Source organism: Amnibacterium sp. CER49 (genome assembly GCF_029846255.1).
Lineage (GTDB): Bacteria > Actinomycetota > Actinomycetes > Actinomycetales > Microbacteriaceae > Amnibacterium.
On sequence record NZ_JARVWQ010000002.1, the window covers coordinates 46303 to 72891 of the forward strand.

Below are 26589 nucleotides of genomic sequence, written 5' to 3' on the forward strand. Positions count from 1 at the left end.
GGCCGCCTCCGGGGACCCCGGTAGGCTCGACGGCTGGAACAAGGAGGGGCGATGGCCAAGGTGCTCTGGCTGCTGATCGGGGTCCTGCTCGGCGCCGTCGCCGCGCAGCAGCTCTCCCGCAACCCGCAGGGCAGGCGCGTGCTCGCCGCGGTGAACGGCACGGCCGGCGAGTTCGCGCAGACGGTCGCCGACAGCTACCGCGCGCGCCGCGACGAGGCGGGCACGAGCTGACGTGGAGACCGCAGAGATCCGCCGTCGGTACATCGAGTTCTTCGCCGACCGCGGCCACACCGTCGTGCCGAGCGCCTCGCTCGTGTCGCCCGACCCGTCGCTGCTGTTCACGGTCGCGGGCATGGTCCCGTTCATCCCGTACCTGAACGGCACCGTGCCGCCGCCGTACCCGCGCGCGGTCGACAGCCAGAAGTGCATCCGCACCCTGGACATCGAGGAGGTCGGTCGCACGCCGCGGCACGGCACCTTCTTCCAGATGCTCGGCAACTGGTCGTTCGGCGACTACTTCAAGCGGGACGCCATCAAGTGGGCGTGGGAGCTGCTCACCACCGCCGAGGCGGACGGCGGCTTCGGCTTCGACCCGGCCGACCTCTGGGTCACGGTCTTCCAGGACGACGACGAGGCGGAGGCGATCTGGCGCGACGAGGTCGGCCTGCCCGCCGAGCGCATCCAGCGGCTCGGCTACGCCGACAACTACTGGATGACGGGGCAGCCGGGCCCGGCGGGTCCCGACTCCGAGATCTTCTTCGACCGCGGACCCGCCTACGGCGCGGACGGCGGCCCGGCGACCGGCGACGACCGGTACGTCGAGATCTGGAACCTCGTGTTCATGCAGTACGAGATCGCGAACATCCGGTCGAAGGAGGACTTCGACGTCGTCCGCGAGCTGCCGAACAAGAACGTCGACACCGGCATGGGGCTCGAGCGCGTCGCCTTCCTCAAGCAGGGCGTCGAGAACATCTACGAGATCGACCAGATCCGCCCCGTGATCGACGCGGCGTCGCGTCTCAGCGGCAAGCCGTACGGCGCGGACCACGAGGACGACGTGCGCATGCGGGTCGTCTCCGACCACATCCGCTCCGCCATGATGCTCATGCTCGACGGGATCGTGCCGAGCAACGAGGGCCGCGGCTACGTGCTGCGCCGGCTGCTCCGCCGCTCGGTGCGCGCGATGCGCCTGCTCGGCGTCGAGGAGCCGACCTTCGGCGAGCTCTTCCCGACCTCGCGCGACGCGATGGCGCCCGCGTACCCGGAGCTGGTGCCCGAGTTCTCGCGCATCCAGCGCCTCGCGAGCGCGGAGGAGGAGACCTTCCTCAGAACGTTGACGGGCGGCACCGCGATACTCGACACCGCGGTGCAGCGCACCCGCGAGGCCGGCTCGTCGACGCTCGCGGGCGACACCGCGTTCCTGCTCCACGACACGTACGGCTTCCCGATCGACCTCACCCTCGAGGTCGCGGAGGAGGCGGGGCTCACGGTCGACCGCGAGGCGTTCGACCGCCTCATGGCCGAGCAGCGCAGCCGGGCGAAGGCCGACGCGAAGCAGCGCAAGCGCGCGCTCGCCGACCTGTCGGTCTACAGCGAGTTCCGGCAGCGCGGTGAGACCGCGTTCCTCGGCTACGACCAGCTCGTCACCGGCAGCCGCGTGCTCGGCCTCGTCAAGGACGGCGCGAGCGTGCCGAGCATCGCGCTCGGCGACATCGCCGAGGTGATCCTCGCCGAGACGACGCTCTACCCCGAGTCCGGCGGCCAGGACGCCGACCAGGGCGAGATCCGCGGACCCGGCTACCTGCTCGAGGTGCTCGACGTGCAGCGGCCCGTCGCCGGTCTCGTGAGCCACCGGGTGCAGGTCGCCCGAGGCGAGGTCGCGGTCGGCGACGAGGCCGAGACCGTCGTCGATCCGCTGTACCGCCGCGGCGCGACGCAGGCGCACTCGGCGACCCACCTGATCCACGCGGCGCTCCGGCAGGTGCTCGGCCCGGAGGCGCACCAGGCGGGCTCCTACAACCGCGCCGGCTTCATGCGGCTCGACTTCTCGTGGAGCTCGCCGCTGTCGCCCGAGACGCGCAGCGAGGTCGAGGACATCGCGAACCTCCGGGTGAACGAGGACCTCGAGGTCGTCACCCGCGTGCTGCCGCTCGAGGAGGCCCGCGCGATGGGCGCGATGGCGCTCTTCGGCGAGAAGTACGGCGACGTCGTCCGCATGGTCGACATCGGCGGCCCCTGGTCGCGCGAGCTCTGCGGCGGCACCCACGTGGCGCACTCCTCGGAGATCGGCCTCATCAACGTCGTGGGGGAGTCCTCCGTCGGGGCGACGAGCCGACGGATCGAGTCGCTCGTCGGGCCGGAGGCGTTCCGCGAGTTCGCCGCCGAGCGGGCGCTCGTGTCGGAGCTCGGCTCGAGCCTCCGGGTGCCGCGCGAGCAGATCGTCTCGCGCGTCGCCGACCTCGCCGCGAGCCTCAAGGCCGCGGAGCGGCGCATCGCCGAGTTCGAGCGGCAGGCGCTCGCGCAGCGGGTGCCCGCGCTCGCGCAGCAGGCGAGCAGCGCCGGCCGGGTGACGGCCGTGCTCGAGCAGGTCGGCGACCTCGCGAGCCCGGACGACCTGCGCGCCCTCGTCACGCAGGTGCGCGACCGCCTCGGCGCGGCGCCCGCGGTGGTGGCGCTCGCGGCGACCGTCGGCGGCCGTCCGGTCGTCATCGTCGCCACGAACGCGGCGGCCCGCGACGCGGGCGTGAAGGCGGGGCCGCTCGCGAAGCGTGCCGCGCAGGTGCTCGGCGGCGGGGGCGGCGGTCGCGACGACGTCGCGCAGGGCGGCGGCAGCGATCCCGCCCGCATCGGGGACGCCCTCGAGGCGGTGCGCGGGGAGCTCGCCTGAGCGAGGGGTTCCGGCCCGGGGTGCGCCTCGCGGTCGACGTCGGCACGGTCCGGGTCGGGATCGCCCGCTCGGACCGCGACGGGATGCTCGCCGTGCCGGTCGAGACGCTGCAGCGACGGAAGGACGTCGGGGAGGTCGTCACGCGCATCACGGCGCTCGCGGAGGAGGTCGGCGCGGTCGAGATCGTCGTCGGGCTGCCGCTGTCGATGCGCGGCACCGACACGGCCTCGACCGCCGACGCCCGCGCGGTCGCCTCGCTGCTCGCGGCCGGCCCGCTGCCCGTCCGGCTCGTCGACGAGCGGCTCACGACGGTGAGCGCCGCCGGCGCGCTGACCGCGGCCGGACGATCCTCGCGCTCCTCGCGCGCCGTGATCGACCAGGTGGCCGCGGTGATACTTTTGCAGCACGCCCTCGACGCCGAGCGCAGCCGCGGCGAAGCCCCCGGCGCCCTCGTCGAACCGAAGCGGAGCTGACTCTTGGCCGATACCCGGAGCCGCTTCCGGCGTGGGCGGAGCGCGACCGCCGAGCGCGATCCCGAGGGACGCCCGGACGAGTTCACGGTGCTGCTCGCGCCCCGCGACATCCACGACGGCTCGGAGCCGGAGCGACCTCGCCACGGCCGCCGCCGCGGCCGGCGTCGCGTGTGGCCGTGGGTCGTCGCCGCGGTCGTCGTGCTGCTCGTCGTGGGCGGCGGTGCCGGTGCGGCCTACGCGGTGTGGCCCGACCAGGTGAAGACCCTGCTCGGCTGGAGCGACGACTACGAGGGGGCCGGCACGGGCACCGTCGAGATCACGATCAAGGACGGCGACCTCGGCTCCGACGTCGCTGCGACGCTCGCCGAGCGCGGCGTGACGAAGACGAGCCAGGCCTTCTACAGGCTGCTGCTGCAGACGAAGCCCGAGCCGACCCTCGTCCCCGGCATCTACCGGCTCGCGCACCACATGAGCGCGAAGTCGGCGCTCGAGGCGCTGCAGAACCCGGCGAACCGGGTGATCTCCGACGTGGCGATCCCCGAGGGCAGCACGGTGAAGCAGATCCTCGCGATCACCGCCACGGCGACGGGCAAGCCGCTCGCCGAGCTGCAGGCCGCGGCCGCGGACTTCCACGCGCTCGGCGTGCCGGCCGGAGCCCCGAGCCTCGAGGGTTGGCTGTTCCCCGCCACCTACCAGTTCCAGCCGGGCACCACCCCGCAGGCGATGCTGAAGGCGATGGTGGAGCGGATGTTCCAGGCGCTCGATGCGCACGGCGTCGCCCCGCAGGACCGCGAGCACGTGCTCACCCTCGCCGGCCTCGTGCAGAAGGAGGGCAACGGCAGCGACGACGCGAAGGTCGCCCGGGTGTTCCTCAACCGCATCGCGAAGGGCATGCCGCTGCAGTCGGACGCCACCGTCAGCTACGGCGCGGGCGGCACCACGGTGGTGCCGACGCCGCAGGAGTACGCGGACAAGAACCCGTACAACACCTACCTGCACAAGGGGCTGCCGGCGGGCCCGATCTCCAACCCGGGCGACGCCGCGCTCACCGCGGCCCTGCAACCCGCCTACGGCAAGTGGCTCTACTTCGTCACCGTGAACCTCGAGACCGGCGAGACCGTGTTCAGCACGACGGAGACGGAGCACGAGAAGGCCGCCGCCCGGTTCCACGCCTGGCTCAAGGCCCACCCGAACTACGCGAAGTAGTGGCCGCCCCCACCCGGCTCGCCGTGCTCGGCGCCCCGATCGCGCACTCGAGGTCACCGCAGCTGCAGGCCGCCGCCTACCGTGTGCTCGGTCTCGACTGGGAGTACGGGCGCGCCGAGGTCGACGCTGCCGGGCTCGCGGACTTCCTCGCGCGGCTCGGGCCGGAGTGGCGGGGGCTGTCGCTCACCATGCCGCTGAAGCGGGAGGTGCTGCGCCTCGTGCCGGACCGCGATCCGCTCGTCGCGCGGCTCGGGCTCGCGAACACCGTGCTGCTCGGCGAGCGCCCTCGGCTCTTCAACACCGACGTCGGCGGCATCGAGCGCGTGCTCGCGCGACACGGGGTGACGCCGTTGCGCGTCGTCGTGCTCGGCGCGGGCGCCACGGCGGCGAGCGCGCTGGAGGCCGTGCGGCGTGCCGGCGCGACGGAGCGCATCGCCGCCGCCCGCGACCCGCAGCGCGCCGGTGAGGCGCTCGGCGACCTCGCGACGGCGTTCACGACGCTCGCCGCGGCGCCCCTCGCGGCCGCCGATCTGGTGATCGCGACCCTGCCCGGCGGTGCGGACGCGGCCGTGGCCGTGCCGCCCGCGGTGCCCGGAGTGCCGCTGCTCGACGTGGCCTACGACCCGTGGCCGAGCCCGCTCGGCGCCGCCTGGTCGGCCGCGGGAGGCCGGCTGCTGCACGGGCTCGACATGCTGCTCGAGCAGGCGGTGCTGCAGGTGCGGGTCTTCACGCAGGGCGACCCCGACGCGCCGCTGCCCGACGAGGAGCGCGTGCGGGACGCCATGGCGGCCGCGCTCGCGTAGCGGAGCGACCCGCGGCGGATGCGGGCCCGCCTCGTCTGGAAGAATCGGACGCATGTTGCGCTGGCTCACAGCCGGTGAGTCGCACGGCCCGAGCCTCACCGCCATCCTCGAGGGCCTCCCCGCGGGGGTGCCGGTCACCGGCGACGCGATCCGCGCCGACCTCGCCCGCCGCCGGCTCGGCGTCGGCCGCGGCTCACGGCAGAAGTTCGAGCAGGACGAGCTCGGCGTCGTCGGCGGCGTCGTGCACGGCCGCAGCATCGGTGCCCCGATCGCGCTGACGATCGGCAACACCGAGTGGCCCAAGTGGCAGGAGGTCATGTCGGCCGAGGACGTGCCGCTCACCGACGCGTCCCGAGGCCGCGGCGCCCCGCTCACGCGGCCCCGCCCCGGCCACGCCGACCTCACCGGCATGCAGAAGTACGGCTTCGACGAGGCCCGTCCCGTGCTCGAGCGGGCGAGCGCCCGCGAGACGGCGGCCCGCGTCGCGCTCGGCGCGGTTGCGCGTTCGTTCCTCGCCGAGCTCGGGGCCGACGTGCTGAGCCACGTCGTCGCGATCGGCCCGGTCGCGGTGCCCGAGGACGCCCCCGTGCCCGCGCGCGGCACCCTGCCCGCGATCGACGACGACCCGGTGCGCTGCGCCGACGCCGCCACGAGCGCGCTCATGATCGCCGAGATCGACGACGCCCACCGTGCCGGCGACACCCTCGGCGGCGTCGTCGAGGTGGTCGTCCACGGCCTGCCGCCGGGGCTCGGCTCGTACGTGCACTGGGACCGGCGCATCGACGCCCGCCTCGCCGCGGCCCTCATGGGCATCCAGGCGATCAAGGGGGTGGAGGTCGGCGACGGCTTCCGCACCGCGGCCCGCCGTGGCTCGGCGGCGCACGACGAGCTGGTCCGCGACGACGACGGGCGCATCGAGCGGATGACCGACCGGGCCGGCGGTACCGAGGGCGGCATGACGACCGGCACCGTGCTCCGGGTCCGCGCCGCGATGAAGCCGATCTCCACGGTGCCGAGGGCGCTGCGCACGGTCGACGTCGCCACCGGCGAGGCCGCCTCCGCGCACCACCAGCGGTCCGACGTCTGCGCCGTGCCCGCGGCCGGTGTCGTCGCCGAGGCGATGGTCGCGCTCGTGCTCGCCGACGCGGTGCTCGAGAAGTTCGGCGGCGACTCGCTGCCCGAGACGCGGCGGAACCTCGAGGCGTACGTCGCGGCGATCCCGGAGCACCTGCGCACCGGCGCCGCGGTGCCCGGCCCGTGACCGGAACCGTCGCGATCATCGGGCCGATGGGCGCCGGCAAGACCTCGATCGGCCGCAAGCTCGCGAAGCGGCTCGGCGTGCCGTTCACCGACACCGACGCGCGCATCGTCGCCGCGTACGGCCCGATCGCCGACCTCTTCGCGACCGTGGGCGAGCCCGGCTTCCGGGCGATCGAGCGCGTCGTCGTCGCCGAGGCGCTCGCCGCAGGCGGGGTCGTGTCCCTGGGCGGGGGAGCGGTGCTCGACCCGGACACGCAGCAGGACCTCGCCCGGTGCGAGGTCGTGCTGCTCACCGTCTCCGAGGACGCGGTGGCCGACCGCCTGTCGAGCGGCAAGCGGCCCCTGCTCGTCGACGGGCTCGCGTCCTGGCGGCGCATCAGCGCCGAGCGCGCGCCCCTCTACGCCTCCCTCGCCGACCGCACGGTCGACACGTCGCACCGCCCCGTCGCGCACCTCGTCGAGGAGCTCGCCGCCGCCCTGACCCAGGGGACCTCATGACCGATCCCGTCCGCATCCCGATCCGCGGCGCCGGCGACTACGACGTCGTCGTCGGCCACGACCTCGGCGACCTGCTCGCCGACGCGCTCGGGCCGCAGGTGCGCAAGGCGCTCCTCATCCACCAGCCCGTGCAGACCCGGCGTGCCGAGGCGATCCGCGAGCGGCTCGCTGGCCGGGTCGAGGTGCTGCTCGCCGAGGTGCCCGACGCCGAGGAGGCGAAGCGCATCGAGGTCGCCGCGTTCTGCTGGCAGGTGCTCGGCCAGGCCGACCTCACCCGGTCGGACGCCGTGATCGGTCTCGGCGGTGGCGCCGTCACCGACCTCGCCGGGTTCGTCGCCGCGACCTGGCTGCGCGGCGTTCGGCTCGTGCTGCTGCCGACGAGCGTGCTCGGCATGGTCGACGCGGCCGTCGGCGGCAAGACCGCGATCAACACCGCGGAGGGCAAGAACCTCGTCGGGGCCTTCCACGCGCCGGCCGCGGTGCTCGCCGATCTCGACGTGCTCGAGACCCTGCCGCGCAACGACGTGCTCGCCGGGTTCGCCGAGGTCGCGAAGTGCGGCTTCATCGCCGACACCGCGATCCTCGACGCGCTGCAGCGCGACGTCGAGGCCGCGACCGACCCGGGCTCGCCGGTGTTCGCCGACCTCGTCGCGCGCGCCATCCGGGTGAAGGCCGAGGTGGTCAGCGAGGACTTCCGCGAGTCCGGCCGGCGCGAGATCCTCAACTACGGGCACACCCTCGGCCACGCCGTGGAGTACGCCGAGCGCTACCAGTGGCGCCACGGCTCCGCGATCGCCGTCGGCATGGTGTTCGCGGCCGAGCTCGCCCGCCTCGTCGGCCGCCTCGACGACGCGGGCGTCGAGCTGCACCGCGAGATCCTCGGCTCGCTCACGCTGCCGCTCGGCTACCCGGCGGGCCGCTGGCCCACGCTCGTCGCGGCGATGCGCCGCGACAAGAAGGCCCGCGGCGGCATGCTGCGCTTCATCCTCCTCGACGGCATCGGGCGCACGAGCGTCCTGAACGGCCCCGAGGACGACCTGCTCTACAGCGCGTACAGCGAGATCGCCACCTGACCGCGAGCGGGCGCTCGGGGCGGAGCCGACTGCTCGGCTCCGCGCGCCCATCTCGCCGAGGGCCGTCCCGGCCGTCGGGTCGCAACCAGCACCACGACGGCTCGACTTGCGTCGTACGGTCAGTGGATAGGGTCGGATCGTGCCTCGCGTCCTCGTCCTGAACGGCCCGAACCTCCAGCGGCTCGGCACCCGGGAGCCCGCGATCTACGGCACCGCGACGCTCGCCGACGTCGAGCGGGACCTCCGTGCAGCGGCGCCCGACGGCGTCGAGGTCGAGCTGCGGCAGACGGACGACGAGGCGACGCTCCTCGGCTGGCTGCACGAGGCCGTCGACACGGGGTCGCCGGTGATCCTCAACCCGGCCGCCTTCACGCACTACTCGTACGCGCTCCGCGATGCGGCGGTGCTCGTGCCCGAGGCGGGGCTGCCGCTCATCGAGGTGCACATCTCGAACCCCCACCGCCGCGAGGAGTTCCGGCACACGAGCGTCGTCTCGGGCGTCGCGACGGGCGTGATCGCTGGCCTCGGCGTCGACGGCTACCGCCTCGCGCTGCAGTACATCGCGGACCGGCTGCCGCGGGACTGACGGCGGGAGCCGGGCGTCGCGCGGCGGGTAGACTGCTGGGTCGGCCGCGCGCGGCCCCCATCGACCTGCGAGGAGATCCGCCATGGCGTCCACCGCCGACATCCGCAACGGCGTCGTGCTCAACATCGACGGCCAGCTCTGGAACGTCGTCGAGTTCCAGCACGTGAAGCCCGGCAAGGGCGGGGCGTTCGTCCGCACGAAGCTGAAGAACGTCGTCTCCGGCAAGGTCGTCGACCGCACCTACAACGCGGGCGCGAAGGTCGACATCGAGAACGTCGACCGCCGCGACTTCCAGTTCCTCTACCGCGACGGCGACGACTTCGTCTTCATGGACACCGACACCTACGAGCAGACGCCCGTCCCGGCCGGCGTCGTCGGCGACGCGGCGAACTACCTGCTCGAGAACCAGTCGGCCACCATCGCGATGAACAACGGCAACCCGCTCTACGTCGAGCTGCCCGCGTCCGTCGTGCTCGAGGTCACCTACACCGAGCCCGGCCTGCAGGGCGACCGCTCGAGCGCCGGCACGAAGCCCGCGACCCTCGAGACCGGCGCCGAGATCCAGGTGCCGCTGTTCCTCGAGACGGGCACGAAGGTCAAGGTGGACACCCGCTCGGGCGACTACCTCGGCCGCGTGAGCTGACGTGTCCGCGCGGACGAAGTCGCGCAAGCGCGCCCTCGACATCCTCTTCTCCGCCGACGTCCGCGGCGAACCGCTCGAGCGCGCCCTCGCCGTGGAGCAGGAGCGCGCCGACGCCCGGCCCGAGCGCGCCTCGAGCTGGCCGTACGCCCGGCAGATCGTCCAGGGCGTGATCGACCACGCCGACGAGATCGACGACGCCATCGCCGAGCACGCGAACGGCTGGCCGATCGACCGGATGCCCGCCGTCGATCGCGCCGTGCTGCGGCTCGCGACGTGGGAGCTCGAGCACAACCCCGAGGTGCCCGCCGGCGTCGCGATCGACGAGGCGGTCGAGCTCGTGAAGGAGCTCTCGACCGACGACAGCCCGCGGTTCGTGAACGGCGTGCTCGGCGCGATCGCGAAGACCCCGCGCGCGACGGCCTGATCCGTCCGCGCGGCTTCCGACCCGGGGGAGCGGTCGGCCGGGCTCCGGTAGGGTGACGGGCGATCACCTTTAAGGACCGTCCGGTGAGGCGGGGAAGGAGGTCGGATGCCGCTGCGCACCCTGCTGCAGGCCGACGACGTGCGACGCGCGATCACGCGCATGGCGCACGAGCTCGTGGAGCACGACCCCGACGCCGACCGCCTGCTGCTGCTCGGCATCCCGACCCGCGGCGCCGTGCTCGCCCGCCGGCTCGCCGCGGAGGTCGCCCGTATCGCCGGCCGCGAGGTGCCCGTCGGCGTCCTCGACGTGACGCTCTACCGCGACGACCTCGGCACGCAGCCCACCCGGGCGACGGGCCGCACGGACGTGCCCGCCGACGTCGACGGCGCCACGGTCGTGCTCGTCGACGACGTGCTCTTCTCCGGCCGCACCGTCCGCGCCGCGCTCGACGCGGTCACCGCGCTCGGCCGCCCCGCGGTGGTGCGCCTCGCCGTGCTCGTCGACCGCGGCCACCGCGAGCTCCCGATCCGGCCTGACTCGGTCGGGCGCAACCTGCCGTCGGCGAAGAGCGAGCGCGTCCGCGTGCTGCTCACCGAGACCGACGGCCGCGACGAGGTGACGATCGAGTGAGCGACCACCTGCTGTCGACCCGCGACCTCTCGCGCGACGCCGCCGTCGCGCTGCTCGACGTCGCGGAGGACATGGCCGACACCCAGCGCCGCACCGTGAAGAAGCTGCCGACGCTGCGCGGCACGACCGTCGTGAACCTGTTCTTCGAGGACTCGACCCGCACCCGCATCTCGTTCGAGGCCGCCGCGAAGCGGCTCTCCGCCGATGTCATCACCTTCAGCGCGAAGGGCTCGTCCGTCTCGAAGGGCGAGAGCCTCCAGGACACCGCGCAGACGCTGCAGGCGATGGGCGCGGACGGCATCGTGATCCGGCACCAGGCCTCCGGCGCCGCCGCGGTGCTCGCCACGAGCGGCTGGACCCGCGCCGCGGTCGTGAACGCCGGCGACGGCACCCACGAGCACCCGACGCAGGCGCTGCTCGACGCGTTCACCATCCGCAAGCGGCGGTTCGGCGCCGGCTCCCGCGGCCGCGACCTCGCCGGGCTCGACGTCGTCATCGTGGGGGACGTGCTGCACTCGCGGGTCGCTCGCAGCAACGTCTGGCTGCTCACGACCCTCGGGGCGACGGTGCGGCTCGTCGCGCCGCCGACCCTGCTGCCGACGCACATCGAGAGCTGGCCCGTCGAAGCCGGCACCGACCTCGACGCGGCCATCGCCGACGGCCCCGACGTGGTCATGATGCTCCGCGTGCAGCGCGAGCGCATGACCGAGGCGTTCTTCCCGAGCGCGCGCGAGTACGCGGCGCTCTACGGGCTCTCCGCCGCCCGAGCCGACCGGCTCCGCGCCGACGCGCTCGTCATGCATCCGGGACCGATGAACCGCGGGCTCGAGATCGCCGGGAGCGTCGCCGACTCGCCCCGCTCGACCGTGCTCGAGCAGGTCGAGAACGGGATCGCCGTGCGCATGGCGGTGCTGTACGACGTGCTGGCGGGGGAGAGGACGGCGTGACCGATCTGCTGATCCGAGGCGCGGAGCGCGCCGGCGACGGCGTCCGCACCGACCTGCGCATCGTGGGCGACCGCGTCGTCGAGGACGGGAGCCTCACCGCGCGGCAGGGTGAGCGGGTGATCGACGCCGACGGGCTCGTGGCGCTCACCGGCTTCGTCGACCTGCACACGCACCTCCGCGAGCCGGGCGGCGAGGGCGCCGAGACGGTGCTGAGCGGCTCGCGCGCCGGCGCCGCAGGCGGCTTCACCGTGCTCCACGCGATGCCGAACACCGAGCCGGTCGCCGACACGGCCGGCGTCGTCGAGCAGGTCGCCGCCCTCGGCCGCGCCGCCGGCTACGTCGACGTGCGGCCCATCGGCGCGGTGTCGAAGGGACGGCGCGGCGAGGAGCTCGCCGAGCTCGTCACCATGGCGCGCTCCCGCGCCCGGGTGCGGATGTTCAGCGACGACGGCTCGTGCGTCGCGGACCCGCTGCTCATGCGCCGCGCGCTCGAGTACGCCCGCATCGTCGACGGGGTCATCGCGCAGCACGCCGAGGAGCCGCGGCTCACCCGCGGCGCGCAGCTGCACGAGGGCGCGGTCTCCGCCGAGCTCGGGCTCGCCGGGTGGCCCGCCGTCGCCGAGGAGGCGATCATCGCCCGCGACGTGCTGCTCGCAGCCGAGGCGGGTGCCCGGCTGCACGTCTGCCACGTCTCCACCGCGGGCAGCGTCGAGCTGATCCGCTGGGCGAAGCGCCGCGGGGTCCGCGTCACGGCCGAGGTCACGCCGCACCACCTGCTGCTCACCGACGAGGCGGCCCGCGGCTACGACGCCCGCTTCAAGGTGAACCCGCCGCTGCGCACCGCGTCGGACGTCGAGGCGCTGCGGGCCGCGCTCGCGGACGGCACGATCGACGTCGTCGCCACCGACCACGCGCCCCACTCCGCCGAGGCGAAGCGCAGCGAGTGGCAGACCGCCGCGATGGGCATGGTCGGCCTCGAGACCGCGGCGTCGGTGGTGCAGGCGGCGATGGTCGAGACCGGCCTGCTCGGCTGGGCGGACGTGCAGCGGGTCCTCTCGACGACGCCCGCCGAGATCGGCGGCGACGCCTCCCGCGGTGCGCTGCGGCCGGGCGATCCGGCCGACCTGGTGCTCGTCGACCCCGCCGCGCGTCGCGTGCTCGCGAGCTCGGACCTCGTCGGCCGGAGCACCAACTCGCCCTACCTCGGCCGCGACCTGCCCGGTCGCGTGGTCGCGACGCTGTTCCGCGGCACCCCCACCGTGCTCGACGGCGCCGTCGTCGAGCTCGAGCCCGCGGGGGGCGACGCGTGATCCCGGTGCCCGCCGTCGCGGCCGTCTCCGTCGCGCTGCTCGCCGCGATCGCCGGCATGGGCGTCTCGTGGCGCCGCCGGAAGCGCGACCAGCAGGGGCTCGCGCTGCCGGACGCGCCCGCCGAGCAGGGGGAGGAGCGGATCGCCGTCGACGGGCTCCACCTCGCCACCACCTTCGCCGGCCGGCCGCTCGAGCGGGTCGTCGTGGCCGGACTCGGCTTCCGCTTCCGCGCGCGCATCGTCGTCACGGATCGCGGCGTGCGGATCGAGCGCGACGGCGGGCACCCGCTGCACCTGCCCGCCGGGCGGCTCACCGGTGCCGGCACCGCCACGTGGACGCTCGACCGCGGGGTCGAGCCCGGCGGCCTCACCGTGCTCGGCTTCACCCTCGACTCGTCCGACGGCCCGGTCGCCGTCGAGTCCTCGTTCCGCATCGACCCCGAGCCCCGCGCCCGCCTGATCGCCGCCGTCCAGGCGATCACGGCGGGGCAGCCGAAGGAGACGCCCCATGCCGATTCCTGACCCCGCCGTGCTCGTCCTCGAGGACGGCCGGCGCTTCCCGGGCCGTGCCTGGGGCGCCCGCGGCCGCACCTTCGGCGAGGCCGTCTTCGCCACCGGCATGACCGGCTACCAGGAGACGCTGACCGACCCGTCGTACGCCGGCCAGATCGTCGTGCAGACCGCGCCGCACATCGGCAACACCGGGATGAACGACGAGGACCCCGAGTCGCGGCGCATCTGGGTCGCCGGGTACGCCGCACACGCGCCGTCGCGCACCGCGTCGAGCTTCCGGGCCCTGCGCACCCTGGACGACGACCTCGAGCGGGACGGCATCGTCGCGATCGCGGGGCTCGACACCCGCGCCCTCACCCGGCACCTCCGCGACCGGGGCGCGATGCGCGCCGGCATCTTCTCCGGCGACGACGCGGTCCTCGGGGCCGACGCGCAGCTCGACCTCGTGCTGCAGCAGCCGCGGATGACGGGGCAGAACCTCTCGGCCGAGGTCTCGACGCCGGAGACCTACACGGTCGAGGCGCGCGGCGAGCGGATCGGCTCGGTCGCGATCGTCGACCTCGGCATCAAGGCGGCGACCATCAACGCCCTCGCCGACCGCGGCTTCGACGTGCACGTCGTGCCCGAGTCGGTGACGATCGACGAGCTGTACGCCCTCGAGCCCTCCGCGGTCTTCTACTCGAACGGCCCCGGCGACCCGGAGGCGAACGACCACCACGTCGGCCTGCTGCAGGAGGTGCTGCGGCGCCGCACGCCGTTCTTCGGCATCTGCTTCGGCAACCAGCTGCTCGGCCGGGCGCTCGGCTTCGGCACGTACAAGCTGCCGTTCGGCCACCGCGGCATCAACCAGCCGGTCGTCGACCTCCGCAGCGGCCGCATCGGCATCACCGCGCACAACCACGGCTTCGCGGTCGACGCCCCGCGCGGCGGCCCCGTGGAGACCCCGGCCGGCTTCGGCCGCGCCGAGGTGACCCACGTCGACCTGAACGACGACGTCGTCGAGGGCATCGCCTGCCTCGACCTGCCCGCGTTCAGCGTGCAGTACCACCCGGAGGCCGCCGCCGGCCCGCATGACGCCGAGGCCCTGTTCGACCGCTTCCGCGACATGGTGCTCGCCGAGCGCAGAGCCGAGCACGCAGCCATCGCGGTGGAGACCGCGCCGACCGAGGGAGCCAGCTGATGCCGAAGCGAAGCGACATCACCAGCGTGCTCGTGATCGGCTCCGGGCCGATCGTGATCGGGCAGGCCGCCGAGTTCGACTACTCCGGCACCCAGGCGTGCCGGGTGCTGCGGGACGAGGGGATCCGCGTGATCCTCGTCAACTCGAACCCGGCGACGATCATGACCGACCCGGGCTTCGCCGACGCCACCTACATCGAGCCGATCACGACGCCGGTGCTCGAGTCGATCATCGCCGCGGAGCGCCCGGATGCGGTGCTGCCGACGCTCGGCGGCCAGACGGCGCTGAACGCGGCGATCGCGCTCGAGGAGGCGGGCGTCCTCGAGAAGTACGGCGTGGAGCTGATCGGTGCGAAGACCGACGCGATCCGCCGCGGCGAGGACCGCCAGCTGTTCAAGGACCTCGTGATCCAGGCCGGGGCCGAGGTGGCGAAGTCGGCCATCGCGACGAGCGTGCCCGAGGCCCTCGCGCACGCGGAGGCGCTCGGCTACCCGGTCGTCGTGCGCCCCTCCTTCACCATGGGTGGCCTCGGCTCGGGCTTCGCGCACGACCCGGCGGAGCTCACCCGTATCGCGGGCGCCGGCATCGCCGCGAGCACGGTCGGCGAGGTGCTCCTCGAGGAGTCGATCCTCGGCTGGAAGGAGTACGAGCTCGAGCTGATGCGCGACGCCGCCGACAACACGGTGGTCGTCTGCTCGATCGAGAACGTCGACCCCGTCGGCGTGCACACCGGCGACTCGATCACGGTCGCGCCCGCGATGACGCTCACCGACCGCGAGTACCAGCGGCTCCGCGACATCGGCATCGACATCATCCGGCTCGTCGGCGTCGACACCGGCGGCTGCAACATCCAGTTCGCCGTCGAGCCCGACACGGGCCGCGTGATCGTCATCGAGATGAACCCCCGGGTCTCGCGCTCGAGCGCGCTCGCCTCGAAGGCGACGGGCTTCCCGATCGCGAAGATCGCTGCGAAGCTCGCGATCGGCTACCGGCTCGACGAGATCCCGAACGACATCACGCGCGTCACCCCCGCGAGCTTCGAACCGACGCTCGACTACGTCGTCGTCAAGGTGCCGCGCTTCGCCTTCGAGAAGTTCCCGGCAGCCGACCCGACGCTCACGACCACGATGAAGAGCGTCGGCGAGGCGATGGCGATCGGCCGCACCTTCGGCGCGTCGCTGCAGAAGGCGCTCCGCTCGCTCGAGAAGCGCGGCAGCTCGTTCACCTGGGCGGGGGAGCCGGGCGATCCGCTCGCGCTCACCGAGGCCTCGCGCGAGCCGACCGATGGACGGATCGTCACCGTCCAGCAGGCGCTCCGGGCGGGAGCCACCGTCGAGGCCGTGTATGCCGCCACCGGCATCGATCCCTGGTTCCTCGAGGAGATCGCCGCGATCAACGCCACCGCCGAGGCGATCCGCGCCGAGGGCGAGCTCGATCCGGCCGCCCTGCGGTACGCGAAGGAGGAGGGCTTCTCCGACGCGCAGCTGGCCGAGCTCACCGGCGGCACCGAGGCCGACGTCCGCGCGCTGCGGCACCGGCTCGGCGTCCGCCCGGTCTACAAGACGGTCGACACCTGCGCGGGCGAGTTCCCGGCGCTCACGCCGTACCACTACTCGACGTACGACGCCGAGACCGAGGTCGCGCCGTCCGAGGCCCGCAAGGTCGTGATCCTCGGCAGCGGGCCGAACCGCATCGGGCAGGGCATCGAGTTCGACTACTCGTGCGTGCACGCCGCCTTCGCCCTGCGCGACGCCGGCTACGAGACCGTCATGGTGAACTGCAACCCCGAGACGGTGTCGACCGACTACGACACCTCGGACCGGCTCTACTTCGAGCCGCTCACGCTCGAGGACGTGCTCGAGGTCGTCGCCGCGGAATCGGCGAGCGGCACCCTCGCCGGCGTGATCGTGCAGCTCGGCGGCCAGACCGCCCTCGGCCTCGCGAAGGGGCTCGAGGCCGCGGGCGTGCCGATCCTCGGCACGTCGCCGGCGGCGATCGACCTCGCCGAGGAGCGCGGGCTCTTCGCCGGCATCCTCGACGACGCCGGCCTCGTCTCGCCGCGGAACGGCACCGCGACCGACGCTGCGAGCGCCCGCGCGGTGGCGGAGGAGATCGGCTTCCCCGTGCTCGTCCGCCCCTCGTTCGTGCTCGGCGGCCGCGGCATGGAGATCGTCTACGACTCGGCCAGCCTCGACGGGTACTTCGAGCGCATCGCGGGTCAGGCGATCGTGGGGCCCGATCACCCGCTGCTCGTCGACCGCTTCCTCGACGACGCCGTGGAGATCGACGTCGACGCGCTGTTCGACGGCGAGACCCTCTGGATCGGCGGCGTCATGGAGCACATCGAGGAGGCCGGCATCCACTCCGGCGACTCCTCGTGCACGCTGCCGCCCGTCACGCTCGGCCGCTCGGTCATCCGGGAGGTGCGCGAGGCGACCCTCGCGATCGCGCGCGGCGTCGGGGTGCGCGGACTGCTGAACGTGCAGTTCGCCGTCGCCGCCGGGGTGCTGCACGTGCTCGAGGCGAACCCGCGAGCGTCGCGCACCGTGCCGTTCGTGAGCAAGGCGCTCGGCGTGCAGCTCGCGAAGGCCGCCGCGCTCGTGATGGCGGGCGAGCCGATCCGCGACCTCGTCGCCCGAGGCGTGCTCCCCGAGCGCGACGGCAGCGACGTGCCCGAGGACGCGCCCGTCGCGGTCAAGGAGGCGGTGCTGCCGTTCAAGCGGTTCCGCGACCGCAAGGGCGAGGTGGTCGACTCGCTGCTCGGGCCGGAGATGCGCTCGACCGGCGAGGTGATGGGCATCGACCGCGACTTCCCGCGGGCCTTCGCGAAGAGCCAGGAGGCCGCGTACGGCGGCCTGCCGCTGTCGGGCACCGTGTTCGTCTCGGTGTCCGATCGCGACAAGCGCAGCGTCGTGCTGCCCGCGCTCCGCCTCGCCGAGCTCGGCTTCACCCTGCTCGCGACGGCCGGCACCGCCGAGGTGCTGCACCGCAACGGCATCCGCGCGAGCGTGGTGCGCAAGCTGAGCGAGTCCGGCGAGGTCGGTCCCGACGTCGTCGACCTCATCAGCCGTGGCCGCGTCGACGTCGTGATCAACACGCCGAGCGGCCGGTCGGCCCGTGCGGACGGCTACGAGATCCGCGCCGCGGCGGTCGCGGCCGACAAACCCCTGTTCACGACGGTGGCTCAGCTGACCGCTGCGGTGGCATCCATCGAGGCGATTCGGGCAGGATTCGATGTGACGGCACTGCAGACCTACGAGCGCCGCCGCGAGCAGGCCGCGGCGGGAAGGGCGGGGAGATGAGCACGCCCACGTTCGCCGACAAGCTCGGCACGGCGTTCGCCGAGCACGGGCACCTCTGCGTCGGCATCGATCCGCACGAGTACCTGCTCGCCGAGTGGGGGCTGCCGGTCTCCGCGGTCGGCGCGCACGAGTTCGGGCTGCGGGTCGTCGAGGCCTCCGCGGGACGCGTGGGCATCGTGAAGCCGCAGGTCGCGTTCTACGAGCGCTTCGGCTCCACCGGCTACCGCGTGCTCGAGGACGTGCTCAAGGAGGCGCGGGACGCCGGCCTCGTCGTGATCGCCGACGTGAAGCGCGGCGACCTCGGCTCGACCATCGAGGCCTACGGGCAGGCCTGGCTCACGCCGGGCGCCCCGCTCGAGGCCGACGCGATGACGATCAGCGCCTTCCAGGGCTTCGGCGCGCTCCGCACGCCGCTCGACCTCGCCGGCCGGTACGGCAAGGGCCTCTTCGTGCTCGCCGCGACGTCGAACCCCGAGGCGCTCGCCGTGCAGACCGCCGTCATCCAGCGCGAGACCCAGCGCGGCAAGTCCGTCGCCGGTGGCCTCGCCTCGCGGGTCGTCAACTGGAACCGCACGCACGCCGAGGGCCCCATCGGCTCGATCGGCGTCGTGCTCGGCGCCACCGTCGACTTCACCGACTTCGGCATCGACCTCGCCGAGCTGGCGTCCGCCCCTGCCGCCCCGATCCTCGCGCCCGGCTTCGGCTACCAGGGCGCGCAGTTCGCCGACGTGAAGCGGCTCTTCGGGGTCGCCGCCGCCACGACCATCGTCACCGCCTCGCGGAGCATCCTGGCCGCCGGACCCGACGGGCTCGGCGACGCGATCGCCCGCCAGGCGGAGCTGCTCGGGGAGGCCATCGCGTGACGGACGGATGCAGGCCGTGGTGAACCCTCCGGAGGTCGATCGGCTCGCCGGCTCACGCGCGGCGGTCGCGGCGCGGCGCGCCCGCGCCGAGGTGAAGCGGCAGGTCTCGTCGGGGGAGCGCAGCGCGAGCGAGGTGCTCTCGGCCGCCGCTCGCGACGGCGCGCAGCCCGAGGCGACGATGCGGGTGAGCGAGCTGATCGCGAGCATCCCGTGGCTCGGGCCGACCCGCACCGCGAAGATCATGCAGGAGCTGCGGATCTCGCCGTCGAAGCGCCTCGGCGGCCTCGGCGTGCACCAGTACCAGCGCCTCCACGAGTTCCTCGTGCGCCGGCAGGCGCCGCGCCGGCTGCCCGAGCCGGACGCGCCACGCAGCCGGCTCGTCGTGCTCGCCGGTCCGACCGCGGTCGGCAAGGGCACGGTCGCCGCCCACATCCGCGAGCACTACCCGGACGTGCTCCTGTCGGTGAGCGCGACCACCCGGCCGCCGCGGCCCGGCGAGGTCGACGGCGTGCACTACTACTTCCTCTCCGACGAGCAGTTCGACCGGATGGTCGAGGCCGGGCAGTTCCTCGAGTGGGCTCAGGTGCACAACGCCTACCGGTACGGCACCCCGCGGCAGCCGATCGAGGCCGCGCTCGCCGGGGGCCGCAGCGTGCTGCTCGAGATCGACATCCAGGGCGCCAGGCAGGTGCGGCAGGCGTTCCCGGAGGCGCGGCTCGTGTTCCTGCTCCCTCCCACGTGGGAGGAGCTCGTGCGACGGCTCGAGGGCCGCGGCACCGAGGACGAGGAGGAGCGCACCCGCCGCCTCGACACGGCGCAGACCGAGCTCGCCGCCCAGGAGGAGTTCGACGCGGCCGTCGTCAACACGCGGGTCGAGGACGCGGCACGTGAGGTCGTATCCTTGATGTCGGTCTGACCGCGCCCGCGGTCGGCGTCGTCGCGTCCGGAACGCGACCATCCGCTTCCCGGCGCACGATCGACGCCGCCGGGTACCCGTGACTGAAGGAGTCCTCATGGCACGTGGCCAGGGCATCATCGACCCGCCGATCGACGAGCTGCTGACGAAGGTCGACTCGAAGTACGCGCTCGTCATCTTCGCGAGCAAGCGCGCGCGGCAGATCAACGACTACTACGCCGACCTGCACGAGGGCAGCCTGTTCGACAACGTCGGCCCGCTCGTCGAGTCGTCGATCGACGACAAGCCGATCTCCGTCGCGCTCCGTGAGATCAACGACGACAAGCTGCGGGTCACCGCCGAGCCGCAGTCCTAGCGCGACTCGCGCCCATGAGGGTCGTCGTCGGCATCTCGGGCGGCATCGCGGCCTACAAGGCCGTGGGCGTGGTCCGGGGCCTCGTGCTCGCGGGGCATGACGTGCACGTCGTGCCGACCGCGTCCGCGCTCAGGTTCGTCGGGCGGCCGACCCTCGAGGCCATCAGCCGCAACCCCGTCGAGACCGACCTCTACGACGGCGTCGCCGAGGTGCGCCACGTCGCGCTCGGGCAGTCCGCCGACCTGATCGTCGTCGCGCCGGCGACCGCGAACACCCTCGCTCGGCTCGCCGCGGGCCTCGCGGACGACCTGCTCGGCACCACGGTGCTGGCGAGCCGGGCCCCGCTCGTCGTCGCTCCCGCGATGCACACCGAGATGTGGGAGAACGCGGCGACCCGCGCGAACGTCGCGACCCTGGTCGCGCGCGGCGTGCACGTGGTGGGCCCCGTCTCCGGACGGCTCACCGGCTCCGACTCGGGTCCCGGCCGCATGGCCGAGCCCGAGGACATCGTCGCCACGGCGCTCGACGCGGTCCGCCGCGCTGAGCGCCGTCCGCTCGCCGGTCGCCGAGTGCTCGTCACCGCGGGCGGCACGCGCGAGCCCCTCGATCCCGTCCGGTTCCTCGGCAACGCATCGAGCGGCCGGCAGGGCGTCGCGATCGCCGAGGCCGCCCGCGACCGCGGCGCCGAGGTCGTGCTCGTCGCCGCGCACCTCGAGGTGCCGGCGCCCGACGGCGTCCGCACCGTGCCGGTGCGCACCGCGCAGGAGATGCTCGACGCCGTGCTCCGCGAGGCCGACGGCGCCCACCTCGTCGTGATGGCCGCCGCGGTGGCCGACTACCGGCCCGCGTCCGTGGCCGAGGCGAAGCTGAAGAAGGCCGACCTCGGCGACCGGCTCTCGGTCGACCTCGTGAGGAACCCCGACGTGCTCGCCACGGTCGCCGCCGAGCGGCGGCCCGGGCGCCTCGTCGTCGGCTTCGCCGCCGAGACGGAGCCCGACCGCGAGCGGCTGCTCGCCCTCGGCCGCGCCAAGCTCCAGGCGAAGGGCGCCGACTTCCTCGTCGTCAACGAGGTCGGACTCGACCGCACCTTCGGAGCGCCCGACAACCGCGTCGTGGTGCTCGCGGCGGGTGGCGTCATCGCCGGCGAGGCCGCCGGCGACAAGCGGTCGGTGGCAGACGCCATCCTCGACGTGGTCGTCCCGCACCCCGCGGGCGCCTGAAGCCGGAAGACCCCCCAATGCCGCTGCGCCTCTTCACGTCCGAGTCGGTCACGCCCGGGCATCCCGACAAGATCTGCGACCAGATCTCCGACAGCATCCTCGACGCCCTGATCGCCGAGGACCCCGACGCCCGCGTCGCCGTCGAGACCCTCGTCACCACCGGCCTCGTCCAGGTCGCTGGCGAGGTCTCGACGAGCGGCTACGCCGACATCCCCGGAATCGTCCGCGACCGCATCCGCAGGATCGGCTACGACTCCTCCGAGCAGAGCTTCGACGGCTCGACCTGCGGCGTCTCCGTCTCGGTCGGCTCGCAGTCCGCCGACATCGCGGGCGGCGTGAACCGGGCGATCGAGGCGCGGGCCGGCAGCGGCGACGAGTACGACCAGCTCGGCGCCGGCGACCAGGGCATCATGTTCGGCTACGCGGTCCGCGAGACGCCGGAGCTCATGCCGATCCCGATCGCGCTCGCGCACCGGCTCTCGCGCCGGCTCACCGAGGTGCGGCAGGAGAAGCTGCTGCCGTACCTGCGGCCCGACGGCAAGACCCAGGTGACCATCGGCTACGACGGCACGACGCCCGTGAGCGTCGAGGCGGTCGTCGTCTCCACGCAGCACGCCCCCTGGGTGGAGCAGGGCACGCTGCAGGAGGAGGTCCGGCGACTCGTCGTCGACCCGGTCCTGCAGACGAGCGGGCTCGCGTACGACGCTCCGCGCGTGTACGTGAACCCGTCGGGGCGCTTCGAGGTCGGCGGCCCGAAGGCCGACGCCGGACTGACCGGCCGCAAGATCATCGTCGACACCTACGGCGGTGCGAGCCGCCACGGCGGCGGGGCGTTCAGCGGCAAGGACCCGTCGAAGGTCGACCGCTCGGGCGCCTACGCGATGCGCTGGGTGGCGAAGAACATCGTCGCCGCGCACCTCGCCGACCGGGTCGAGCTGCAGGTGGCCTACGCGATCGGCGCCGCCGAGCCCGTCGGTCTCTACGTCGAGACCTTCGGCACCGCGCAGGTGCCGGAGGACCGCATCGTCGCCGCTGTCCGCGAGGTGTTCGACCTGCGTCCGCGTGCCGTGATCGACGCGCTCGACCTGCTCCGGCCGATCTACGCCGAGACCGCGGTGTTCGGCCACTTCGGCCGCGAGCTGCCCGACTTCACCTGGGAGCGGACGGACCGCGCCGACGCCCTGGCGGCCGCCGCCGGGCTGTGAGCGACGCCGCCGGGGCCGCCCCGGCGCCCGGCGCCATCGCGCGGGTCGTGCTCGACTCGCCCCTGCCGCGGCTCGACCACCTCTTCGACTACCGCGTCCCGCCCGCGCTCGCGGACGAGGTGCGGCCGGGGGTGCGGGTGAAGGTGCCGCTGCGGGTCGCCGGACGCTCCGCCGACGGCTACGTCGTCGACGTCGGCGACACGAGCGACGCACCGGGGCGGCTCAGCGACATCGAGAAGGTCGTCTCGCCGGTCGTCGTGCTCGCGCCGGAGGTCTGGCGCCTCGCCCGCGCGGTCGCCGACCGCAGCGCCGGTGTCGCGAGCGACGTGCTCCGCATCGCCGTGCCGAAGCGGCAGGCACGGGTGGAGCACCGGTGGCTCAAGGACGGGGCGCCCGAGGCGACGCCGGTCGAGGCCGAACCGTCCGCGGCGAGCGAGGCGCTCGTCACGGGTTCGCGTCTCGCGGCGCTGCCCACACCGCGCCCCGTCGAGGTCGCCGGGACGACGGTCGGAGGCTGGGCGGCCGAGCTCGCCGAGGCCGCCGTCGGGATCGCCGCGCTCGGCCGGAGCGCCATCGTCGCGGTGCCGGACCGCCGCGACCTCGACCAGCTCGCGCTGGCGCTCGCACACGGTCCCGCCGCGCACGCGGTGCTCCGCGTCGACGCGACGCAGACGCCCGCCGAGCGCGAGCGGGCCCACCTCGCGGCGATGACGCCCGGGCCGCACGTCGTCATCGGCAACCGCGCGGCGGTGTACGCGCCCGCCGCCGACCTCGGCGCGATCCTCGTCTGGGAGGAGGCCGACCCCTTCCACCTCGAGCCGCTCGCCCCCTACGCGTCGACGCGCGACGTCGCGCTGCTGCGGCAGGAGCAGTCCGGCTGCGGCCTGCTGCTGCTCGGCTCGACGCGCAGCTCGACCGTGCAGCGGCTCGTCCGCGTCGGCTGGCTCGCCGACCGGCCCGCACCCCGGTACCGGCCCGAGGTCGTCCTCCCGCCCGACGACGTGCCCGCGACCCGCATCCCGTCGGCGACGTGGCGCGCGGTGCGCACGGCGCTCGCGACCGGCCCGGTGCTCGTGCAGGTCGCCCGTCCGGGCGACGCCGCCCGCGTCGCGCTCGCCGCGGGTCAGGCGCCGCCGCCGATCGACGCCGGGCGCACCGCGCACGAGCTCGGCCGCGCGTTCCCCGGCGTACCGGTGCTCGTCGCCGACGGCGAGCACGTGCACGACCGCATCGAGGCCGGCCCTCGGCTCGTCGTGGCCACCCGCGGCGCCGAGCCGATCGCGCCAGGCGGCTACGCGGCCGTCCTGCTGCTCGACGGCCGCCGCATGCTCGCCCGCGAGTCGCTCTGGGTCGAGGAGGACTGCCTGCGCTGGTGGGCCGCGGCCGCCGCGCTCGCCGCGCCGAAGGCGCCGGTGCACCTCGTCGGCGTCGGCGGCCACGTCGCCACCACGCTCGCCACGTGGCGCCTCACCGACTTCGCCGACCGGCAGCTCGCCGACCGGCGGGCGCTGCGCTTCCCGCCCGCGGTGCGGCTCGCCGCGGTGTCCGGACCGCTCGCGGCCGTCGAGCCGCTCGTCGCCGAGCTCGTCGCCGAGGGCGCGCAGGAGATCGGCCGTGCCGACGAGGACGGCCTCGTCCGCGTCACGGTCCGCTTCGACTACGCGGCCGGGTCCCGCGTCGCCGCGGTCGCGAAGGCCGGGCTGATCCGAGCCGGCTCCGCGCGGCGGCCGAAGCCGCCTGCCCCGCCGCCGCCCGCCCTGCGCGTGCGGTTCGACCCTCACGAGCCGATCTAGCCCCGCCCGGTCCGCGCCATGTGCAGGACCGTGTGCGGGCCGCAGGACGCCCCGCCGGGCCGGGCCTGCGTGCCGCACGGCTCCCGCAGACGGCGCGCGGCGATCGGGCGCCGCGGCGCGGCCTAGGCTCGAGCGCCATGCGGCTGCTCTTCGCCGGCACCCCGGCCGCGGCCGTGCCCGCCCTCGACGCGCTCGCCGCGGGACCGCACGAGCTCGTCCGTATCGTCACCCGGCCGCCGGCGCCGCTCGGGCGCAAGCGGGTGCTCACGCCGTCGCCCGTCGAGGCGAGGGCGACGGCGCTCGGGCTGCCGGTGCTGCACGCCGCCCGCCTCGACCCCGCCGCGATCGAGACCCTGACCGCGGACGAGGCCGACCTCGGGGTCGTCGTCGCCTACGGGGCGCTGCTGAAGGAGCCGCTGCTCTCCGCCCCCCGCCTCGGCTGGGTGAACCTGCACTTCTCGCTGCTGCCGCGGTGGCGGGGCGCGGCTCCCGTGCAGCACGCCGTGATCGCGGGCGACGACGAGACCGGCGTCGCGGTGTTCCGGCTCGAGGCGGGGCTCGACACCGGGCCGGTGCTCGCGATGGAGCGCACCGCGATCGGCGCGCTCGAGACCGCCGGGCACCTGCTCGAGCGGCTCGCCGGGCTCGGCGCCGGGGTGCTCGCGCGGACGGTCGACGACCTGGCGGCCGGCCGCGCGGTCGCCGCGCCGCAGGAGGGCGAGCCGACGCTCGCACCGAAGCTCGTGCTCGAGGACGGCCGGCTCGACTGGACGCAGCCGGCGCGGCGCGTGCTCGATCGGTTCCGCGGCACGACCCCGGAGCCCGGTGCGTTCACCGAGGTCGGCGGCGTGCGGCTCAAGGTCCTCGAGGCCGCACCGGCTCGTGACGCCGCTGCGCTGCCGCCGGGGGAGGTGCGCGCCGAAGGGCGCCGGGTGCTGGCCGGCACCGGGGACGCGCCCGTCGAGCTCGTCCGGGTGCAGCCCGCCGGGCGCACCCCGATGCCGGCCGACGCGTGGCTGCGCGGCACGAGCGCTCCGGTGCGGCTCGGATGACCGCCCGTCCGGATCGCGCGGGCGGCCCTTCCGCACGACGGGGCGGGGGCGCGGTCAGCCCCGCCCGCCGCGTGGCGCTCGAGGTGCTCACCGCGGTCCGCGAGCGCGACGCCTACGCGAACCTGCTGCTGCCCGCGCTGCTCACGCGCGAAGGGGTCAGCGGGGCCGAGGCGGGCTTCGCCACCGAGCTCGCCTACGGCGCGTTGCGCCGCCTCGGCCGCTACGACGCGATCGTCGCAGCGGCCGCAGGACGGCCGGTCGAGCGGATCGACCCGCCGCTGCTCGACGTGCTCCGGCTCGGCGCGCACCAGCTGCTCGCCACCCGCACCGCGCCCCACGCCGCGGTGCACCAGGCCGTCGAGCAGGCCCGGGCCGTCGGCGGCCGCGGCGCGGCCGGCTTCGTGAACGCGGTGCTGCGCCGGGTCGGGGAGACGGACGACCACGGCTGGACCGAGCGGCTCGCCGCTGCCACGCCCGACCCCGTCGAGCGGCGCGCGATCGCCGCCGCGCACCCGGCGTGGGTCGTCGGCGAGCTCGAGGCGGCGCTCGCCGCGATGACCCCGGACGCCCGGAACGGGCTCGACGCGCTGCTCGAGGTCGACAACGCGGCGCCGCCCGTCGGCCTCGCCGCGCTGCCCGGGCTCGCCGACCGGGAGGACCTCGACCTGCCGCCGCACCCGCTGTCGCCGATCGGGGTGGAGCTGCCGGGCGGCGACCCCGCGGCGCTCCAGCCCGTCCGCCGCGGCGTCGTCCGCGTGCAGGACCCCGGTTCGCAGCTCGCGGCACTCGCCCTCACCCGCGCCCGGCCGGTCGCCGCGGGGGAGCGGTGGCTCGACCTCTGCGCCGGCCCAGGCGGCAAGGCCGCGGTGCTCGCCGCCGACGCGGCGCTCGGTGGCGCCTCCCTCCTCGCGAACGAGCTCGTGCCCGCGCGGGCCCGGCTCGCCGAGCGCGCCCTCGCCGCGGTGCCCGGCCACCACACGGTCGAGGTCGGCGACGGCACCCGGTTCGCTGACGGCGGCCGGCGCTTCGACCGGGTCCTGCTCGACGCCCCCTGCACCGGGCTCGGCGCGCTGCGCCGACGGCCGGAGGCCCGCTGGCGGAAGTCGCCGGCCGACGTGCCCGCGCTCGCCGCGCTGCAGCGCGATCTGCTCGACGCCGCGATCGCCGCCCTCGCACCCGGCGGCCTGCTCGCCTACGTCACCTGCTCGCCCGTGACCGCGGAGACCGAGCGGGTCGTCGCCGGGGCGCTCGAGGCGCACCGCGACCTCGTCGCACTCGACACCGCCGAGGTGCTCGACGGGATCACGGGCGGCCGTCTCGACGCCGCACGCCGCGGCACCGCGGTGCAGCTGTGGCCGCACCTGCACGGCACCGATGCCATGTTCGTGCAGCTGCTGACCAGCGCCTGAGCGGCGTCCCGGGCGGCCGATAGTGTGCTCCCGGCACGGCGC

Annotated in this window: 25 protein-coding genes; all 25 read left to right on the forward strand. The window is 74.7% G+C overall.

Annotated elements, in window-relative coordinates; translation table 11 throughout:
• Positions 1-51: 51 nt before the first annotated feature.
• The 25 genes from QDR37_RS10240 (at position 52) to QDR37_RS10360 (ending at position 26547) form a co-directional block, all read left to right on the forward strand.
• On the forward strand, positions 52-231 hold the full coding sequence (locus QDR37_RS10240) for a hypothetical protein (RefSeq protein ID WP_279713647.1): 180 nt from the start codon (positions 52-54) through the stop codon (positions 229-231).
• 1 nt (position 232) lies between these two features.
• Entirely contained in the window at positions 233-2887 is a 2655-nt protein-coding gene (gene alaS / locus QDR37_RS10245) for an alanine--tRNA ligase (protein WP_279713648.1), read from the forward strand.
• 20 nt (positions 2888-2907) lie between these two features.
• Positions 2908-3360, forward strand: a complete 453-nt coding sequence (ruvX, locus tag QDR37_RS10250; protein WP_279713649.1) for a Holliday junction resolvase RuvX — start codon at positions 2908-2910, stop codon at positions 3358-3360.
• Positions 3361-3363: 3 nt separating this feature from the next.
• Positions 3364-4566 carry an endolytic transglycosylase MltG gene (mltG, locus tag QDR37_RS10255; protein WP_279713651.1) on the forward strand — a complete coding sequence of 401 codons (1203 nt, stop codon included), beginning with the start codon at positions 3364-3366 and terminating at the stop codon, positions 4564-4566.
• Positions 4566-5369 carry a shikimate dehydrogenase gene (locus QDR37_RS10260; protein ID WP_279713652.1) on the forward strand — a complete coding sequence of 268 codons (804 nt, stop codon included), beginning with the start codon at positions 4566-4568 and terminating at the stop codon, positions 5367-5369. The genes mltG and QDR37_RS10260 overlap by 1 nt, the downstream gene beginning before the upstream one ends.
• 52 nt (positions 5370-5421) lie before the next feature.
• Positions 5422-6630, forward strand: a complete 1209-nt coding sequence (gene aroC / locus QDR37_RS10265) for a chorismate synthase (RefSeq protein WP_279713653.1) — start codon at positions 5422-5424, stop codon at positions 6628-6630.
• 26 nt (positions 6631-6656) lie between these two features.
• Positions 6657-7127 carry a shikimate kinase gene (locus QDR37_RS10270; RefSeq protein WP_279714847.1) on the forward strand — a complete coding sequence of 157 codons (471 nt, stop codon included), beginning with the start codon at positions 6657-6659 and terminating at the stop codon, positions 7125-7127.
• A complete protein-coding gene (aroB, locus tag QDR37_RS10275; protein WP_279713654.1) occupies positions 7124-8200 on the forward strand; it encodes a 3-dehydroquinate synthase in 1077 nt (358 codons plus the stop codon). The genes QDR37_RS10270 and aroB overlap by 4 nt, the downstream gene beginning before the upstream one ends.
• Positions 8201-8339: 139 nt before the next feature.
• Complete coding sequence (aroQ, locus tag QDR37_RS10280) at positions 8340-8786, forward strand: type II 3-dehydroquinate dehydratase (protein WP_279713655.1); 447 nt, start codon at positions 8340-8342, stop codon at positions 8784-8786.
• Positions 8787-8868: 82 nt separating this feature from the next.
• A complete protein-coding gene (gene efp / locus QDR37_RS10285; RefSeq protein WP_279713656.1) occupies positions 8869-9429 on the forward strand; it encodes an elongation factor P in 561 nt (186 codons plus the stop codon).
• Position 9430: 1 nt separating this feature from the next.
• Entirely contained in the window at positions 9431-9853 is a 423-nt protein-coding gene (gene nusB, locus QDR37_RS10290; RefSeq protein ID WP_279713657.1) for a transcription antitermination factor NusB, read from the forward strand.
• A gap of 105 nt (positions 9854-9958) precedes the next feature.
• A complete protein-coding gene (gene pyrR, locus QDR37_RS10295) occupies positions 9959-10483 on the forward strand; it encodes a bifunctional pyr operon transcriptional regulator/uracil phosphoribosyltransferase PyrR (RefSeq protein WP_279713658.1) in 525 nt (174 codons plus the stop codon).
• Positions 10480-11430 (forward strand): aspartate carbamoyltransferase catalytic subunit, encoded by a 951-nt coding sequence (locus tag QDR37_RS10300; RefSeq protein ID WP_279713659.1) that lies wholly within the window; start codon positions 10480-10482, stop codon positions 11428-11430. Before pyrR ends, QDR37_RS10300 begins: the two co-directional genes overlap by 4 nt.
• On the forward strand, positions 11427-12740 hold the full coding sequence (locus tag QDR37_RS10305) for a dihydroorotase (protein WP_279713660.1): 1314 nt from the start codon (positions 11427-11429) through the stop codon (positions 12738-12740). Before QDR37_RS10300 ends, QDR37_RS10305 begins: the two co-directional genes overlap by 4 nt.
• Positions 12737-13261: a hypothetical protein gene (locus QDR37_RS10310; RefSeq protein WP_279713661.1), complete on the forward strand. Its 525-nt coding sequence runs from the start codon at positions 12737-12739 to the stop codon at positions 13259-13261. The genes QDR37_RS10305 and QDR37_RS10310 overlap by 4 nt, the downstream gene beginning before the upstream one ends.
• On the forward strand, positions 13248-14432 hold the full coding sequence (carA, locus tag QDR37_RS10315; protein WP_279713662.1) for a glutamine-hydrolyzing carbamoyl-phosphate synthase small subunit: 1185 nt from the start codon (positions 13248-13250) through the stop codon (positions 14430-14432). Before QDR37_RS10310 ends, carA begins: the two co-directional genes overlap by 14 nt.
• Positions 14432-17734 (forward strand): carbamoyl-phosphate synthase large subunit, encoded by a 3303-nt coding sequence (gene carB, locus QDR37_RS10320; protein ID WP_279713663.1) that lies wholly within the window; start codon positions 14432-14434, stop codon positions 17732-17734. Before carA ends, carB begins: the two co-directional genes overlap by 1 nt.
• A complete protein-coding gene (gene pyrF, locus QDR37_RS10325) occupies positions 17731-18597 on the forward strand; it encodes an orotidine-5'-phosphate decarboxylase (protein WP_279713664.1) in 867 nt (288 codons plus the stop codon). Before carB ends, pyrF begins: the two co-directional genes overlap by 4 nt.
• Before the next feature lie 7 nt (positions 18598-18604).
• A complete protein-coding gene (gmk, locus tag QDR37_RS10330; RefSeq protein ID WP_279713665.1) occupies positions 18605-19513 on the forward strand; it encodes a guanylate kinase in 909 nt (302 codons plus the stop codon).
• Between the two features lie 97 nt (positions 19514-19610).
• Positions 19611-19868, forward strand: a complete 258-nt coding sequence (rpoZ, locus tag QDR37_RS10335) for a DNA-directed RNA polymerase subunit omega (RefSeq protein ID WP_279713666.1) — start codon at positions 19611-19613, stop codon at positions 19866-19868.
• A gap of 14 nt (positions 19869-19882) precedes the next feature.
• Positions 19883-21088 carry a bifunctional phosphopantothenoylcysteine decarboxylase/phosphopantothenate--cysteine ligase CoaBC gene (gene coaBC, locus QDR37_RS10340; RefSeq protein WP_279713667.1) on the forward strand — a complete coding sequence of 402 codons (1206 nt, stop codon included), beginning with the start codon at positions 19883-19885 and terminating at the stop codon, positions 21086-21088.
• 17 nt (positions 21089-21105) lie between these two features.
• Positions 21106-22293, forward strand: a complete 1188-nt coding sequence (gene metK, locus QDR37_RS10345) for a methionine adenosyltransferase (RefSeq protein ID WP_279713668.1) — start codon at positions 21106-21108, stop codon at positions 22291-22293.
• Positions 22290-24086, forward strand: coding sequence for a primosomal protein N' (locus QDR37_RS10350; protein WP_279713669.1), 1797 nt, complete (start codon positions 22290-22292; stop codon positions 24084-24086). Before metK ends, QDR37_RS10350 begins: the two co-directional genes overlap by 4 nt.
• Before the next feature lie 137 nt (positions 24087-24223).
• Entirely contained in the window at positions 24224-25138 is a 915-nt protein-coding gene (gene fmt, locus QDR37_RS10355; protein ID WP_279713670.1) for a methionyl-tRNA formyltransferase, read from the forward strand.
• A complete protein-coding gene (locus QDR37_RS10360; protein ID WP_279713672.1) occupies positions 25135-26547 on the forward strand; it encodes a transcription antitermination factor NusB in 1413 nt (470 codons plus the stop codon). Before fmt ends, QDR37_RS10360 begins: the two co-directional genes overlap by 4 nt.
• The last annotated feature ends 42 nt before the right edge of the window (positions 26548-26589 follow it).

What these genes read in the sequence shown, in the direction of transcription:
- QDR37_RS10240 (WP_279713647.1), top strand. Translation starts at nt 52, where the DNA reads ATGGCCAAGGTGCTCTGGCTGCTGATCGGGGTCCTGCTCGGCGCCGTC.
- carA (WP_279713662.1), top strand. Translation starts at nt 13,248, where the DNA reads ATGCCGATTCCTGACCCCGCCGTGCTCGTCCTCGAGGACGGCCGGCGC.
- coaBC (WP_279713667.1), top strand. Translation starts at nt 19,883, where the DNA reads ATGAGGGTCGTCGTCGGCATCTCGGGCGGCATCGCGGCCTACAAGGCC.
- fmt (WP_279713670.1), top strand. Translation starts at nt 24,224, where the DNA reads ATGCGGCTGCTCTTCGCCGGCACCCCGGCCGCGGCCGTGCCCGCCCTC.
- metK (WP_279713668.1), top strand. Translation starts at nt 21,106, where the DNA reads ATGCCGCTGCGCCTCTTCACGTCCGAGTCGGTCACGCCCGGGCATCCC.
- efp (WP_279713656.1), top strand. Translation starts at nt 8,869, where the DNA reads ATGGCGTCCACCGCCGACATCCGCAACGGCGTCGTGCTCAACATCGAC.
- carB (WP_279713663.1), top strand. Translation starts at nt 14,432, where the DNA reads ATGCCGAAGCGAAGCGACATCACCAGCGTGCTCGTGATCGGCTCCGGG.
- QDR37_RS10270 (WP_279714847.1), top strand. Translation starts at nt 6,657, where the DNA reads ATGGGCGCCGGCAAGACCTCGATCGGCCGCAAGCTCGCGAAGCGGCTC.
- gmk (WP_279713665.1), top strand. Translation starts at nt 18,605, where the DNA reads ATGCAGGCCGTGGTGAACCCTCCGGAGGTCGATCGGCTCGCCGGCTCA.
- pyrR (WP_279713658.1), top strand. Translation starts at nt 9,959, where the DNA reads ATGCCGCTGCGCACCCTGCTGCAGGCCGACGACGTGCGACGCGCGATC.
- QDR37_RS10360 (WP_279713672.1), top strand. Translation starts at nt 25,135, where the DNA reads ATGACCGCCCGTCCGGATCGCGCGGGCGGCCCTTCCGCACGACGGGGC.
- aroB (WP_279713654.1), top strand. Translation starts at nt 7,124, where the DNA reads ATGACCGATCCCGTCCGCATCCCGATCCGCGGCGCCGGCGACTACGAC.
- rpoZ (WP_279713666.1), top strand. Translation starts at nt 19,611, where the DNA reads ATGGCACGTGGCCAGGGCATCATCGACCCGCCGATCGACGAGCTGCTG.
- pyrF (WP_279713664.1), top strand. Translation starts at nt 17,731, where the DNA reads ATGAGCACGCCCACGTTCGCCGACAAGCTCGGCACGGCGTTCGCCGAG.
- aroC (WP_279713653.1), top strand. Translation starts at nt 5,422, where the DNA reads ATGTTGCGCTGGCTCACAGCCGGTGAGTCGCACGGCCCGAGCCTCACC.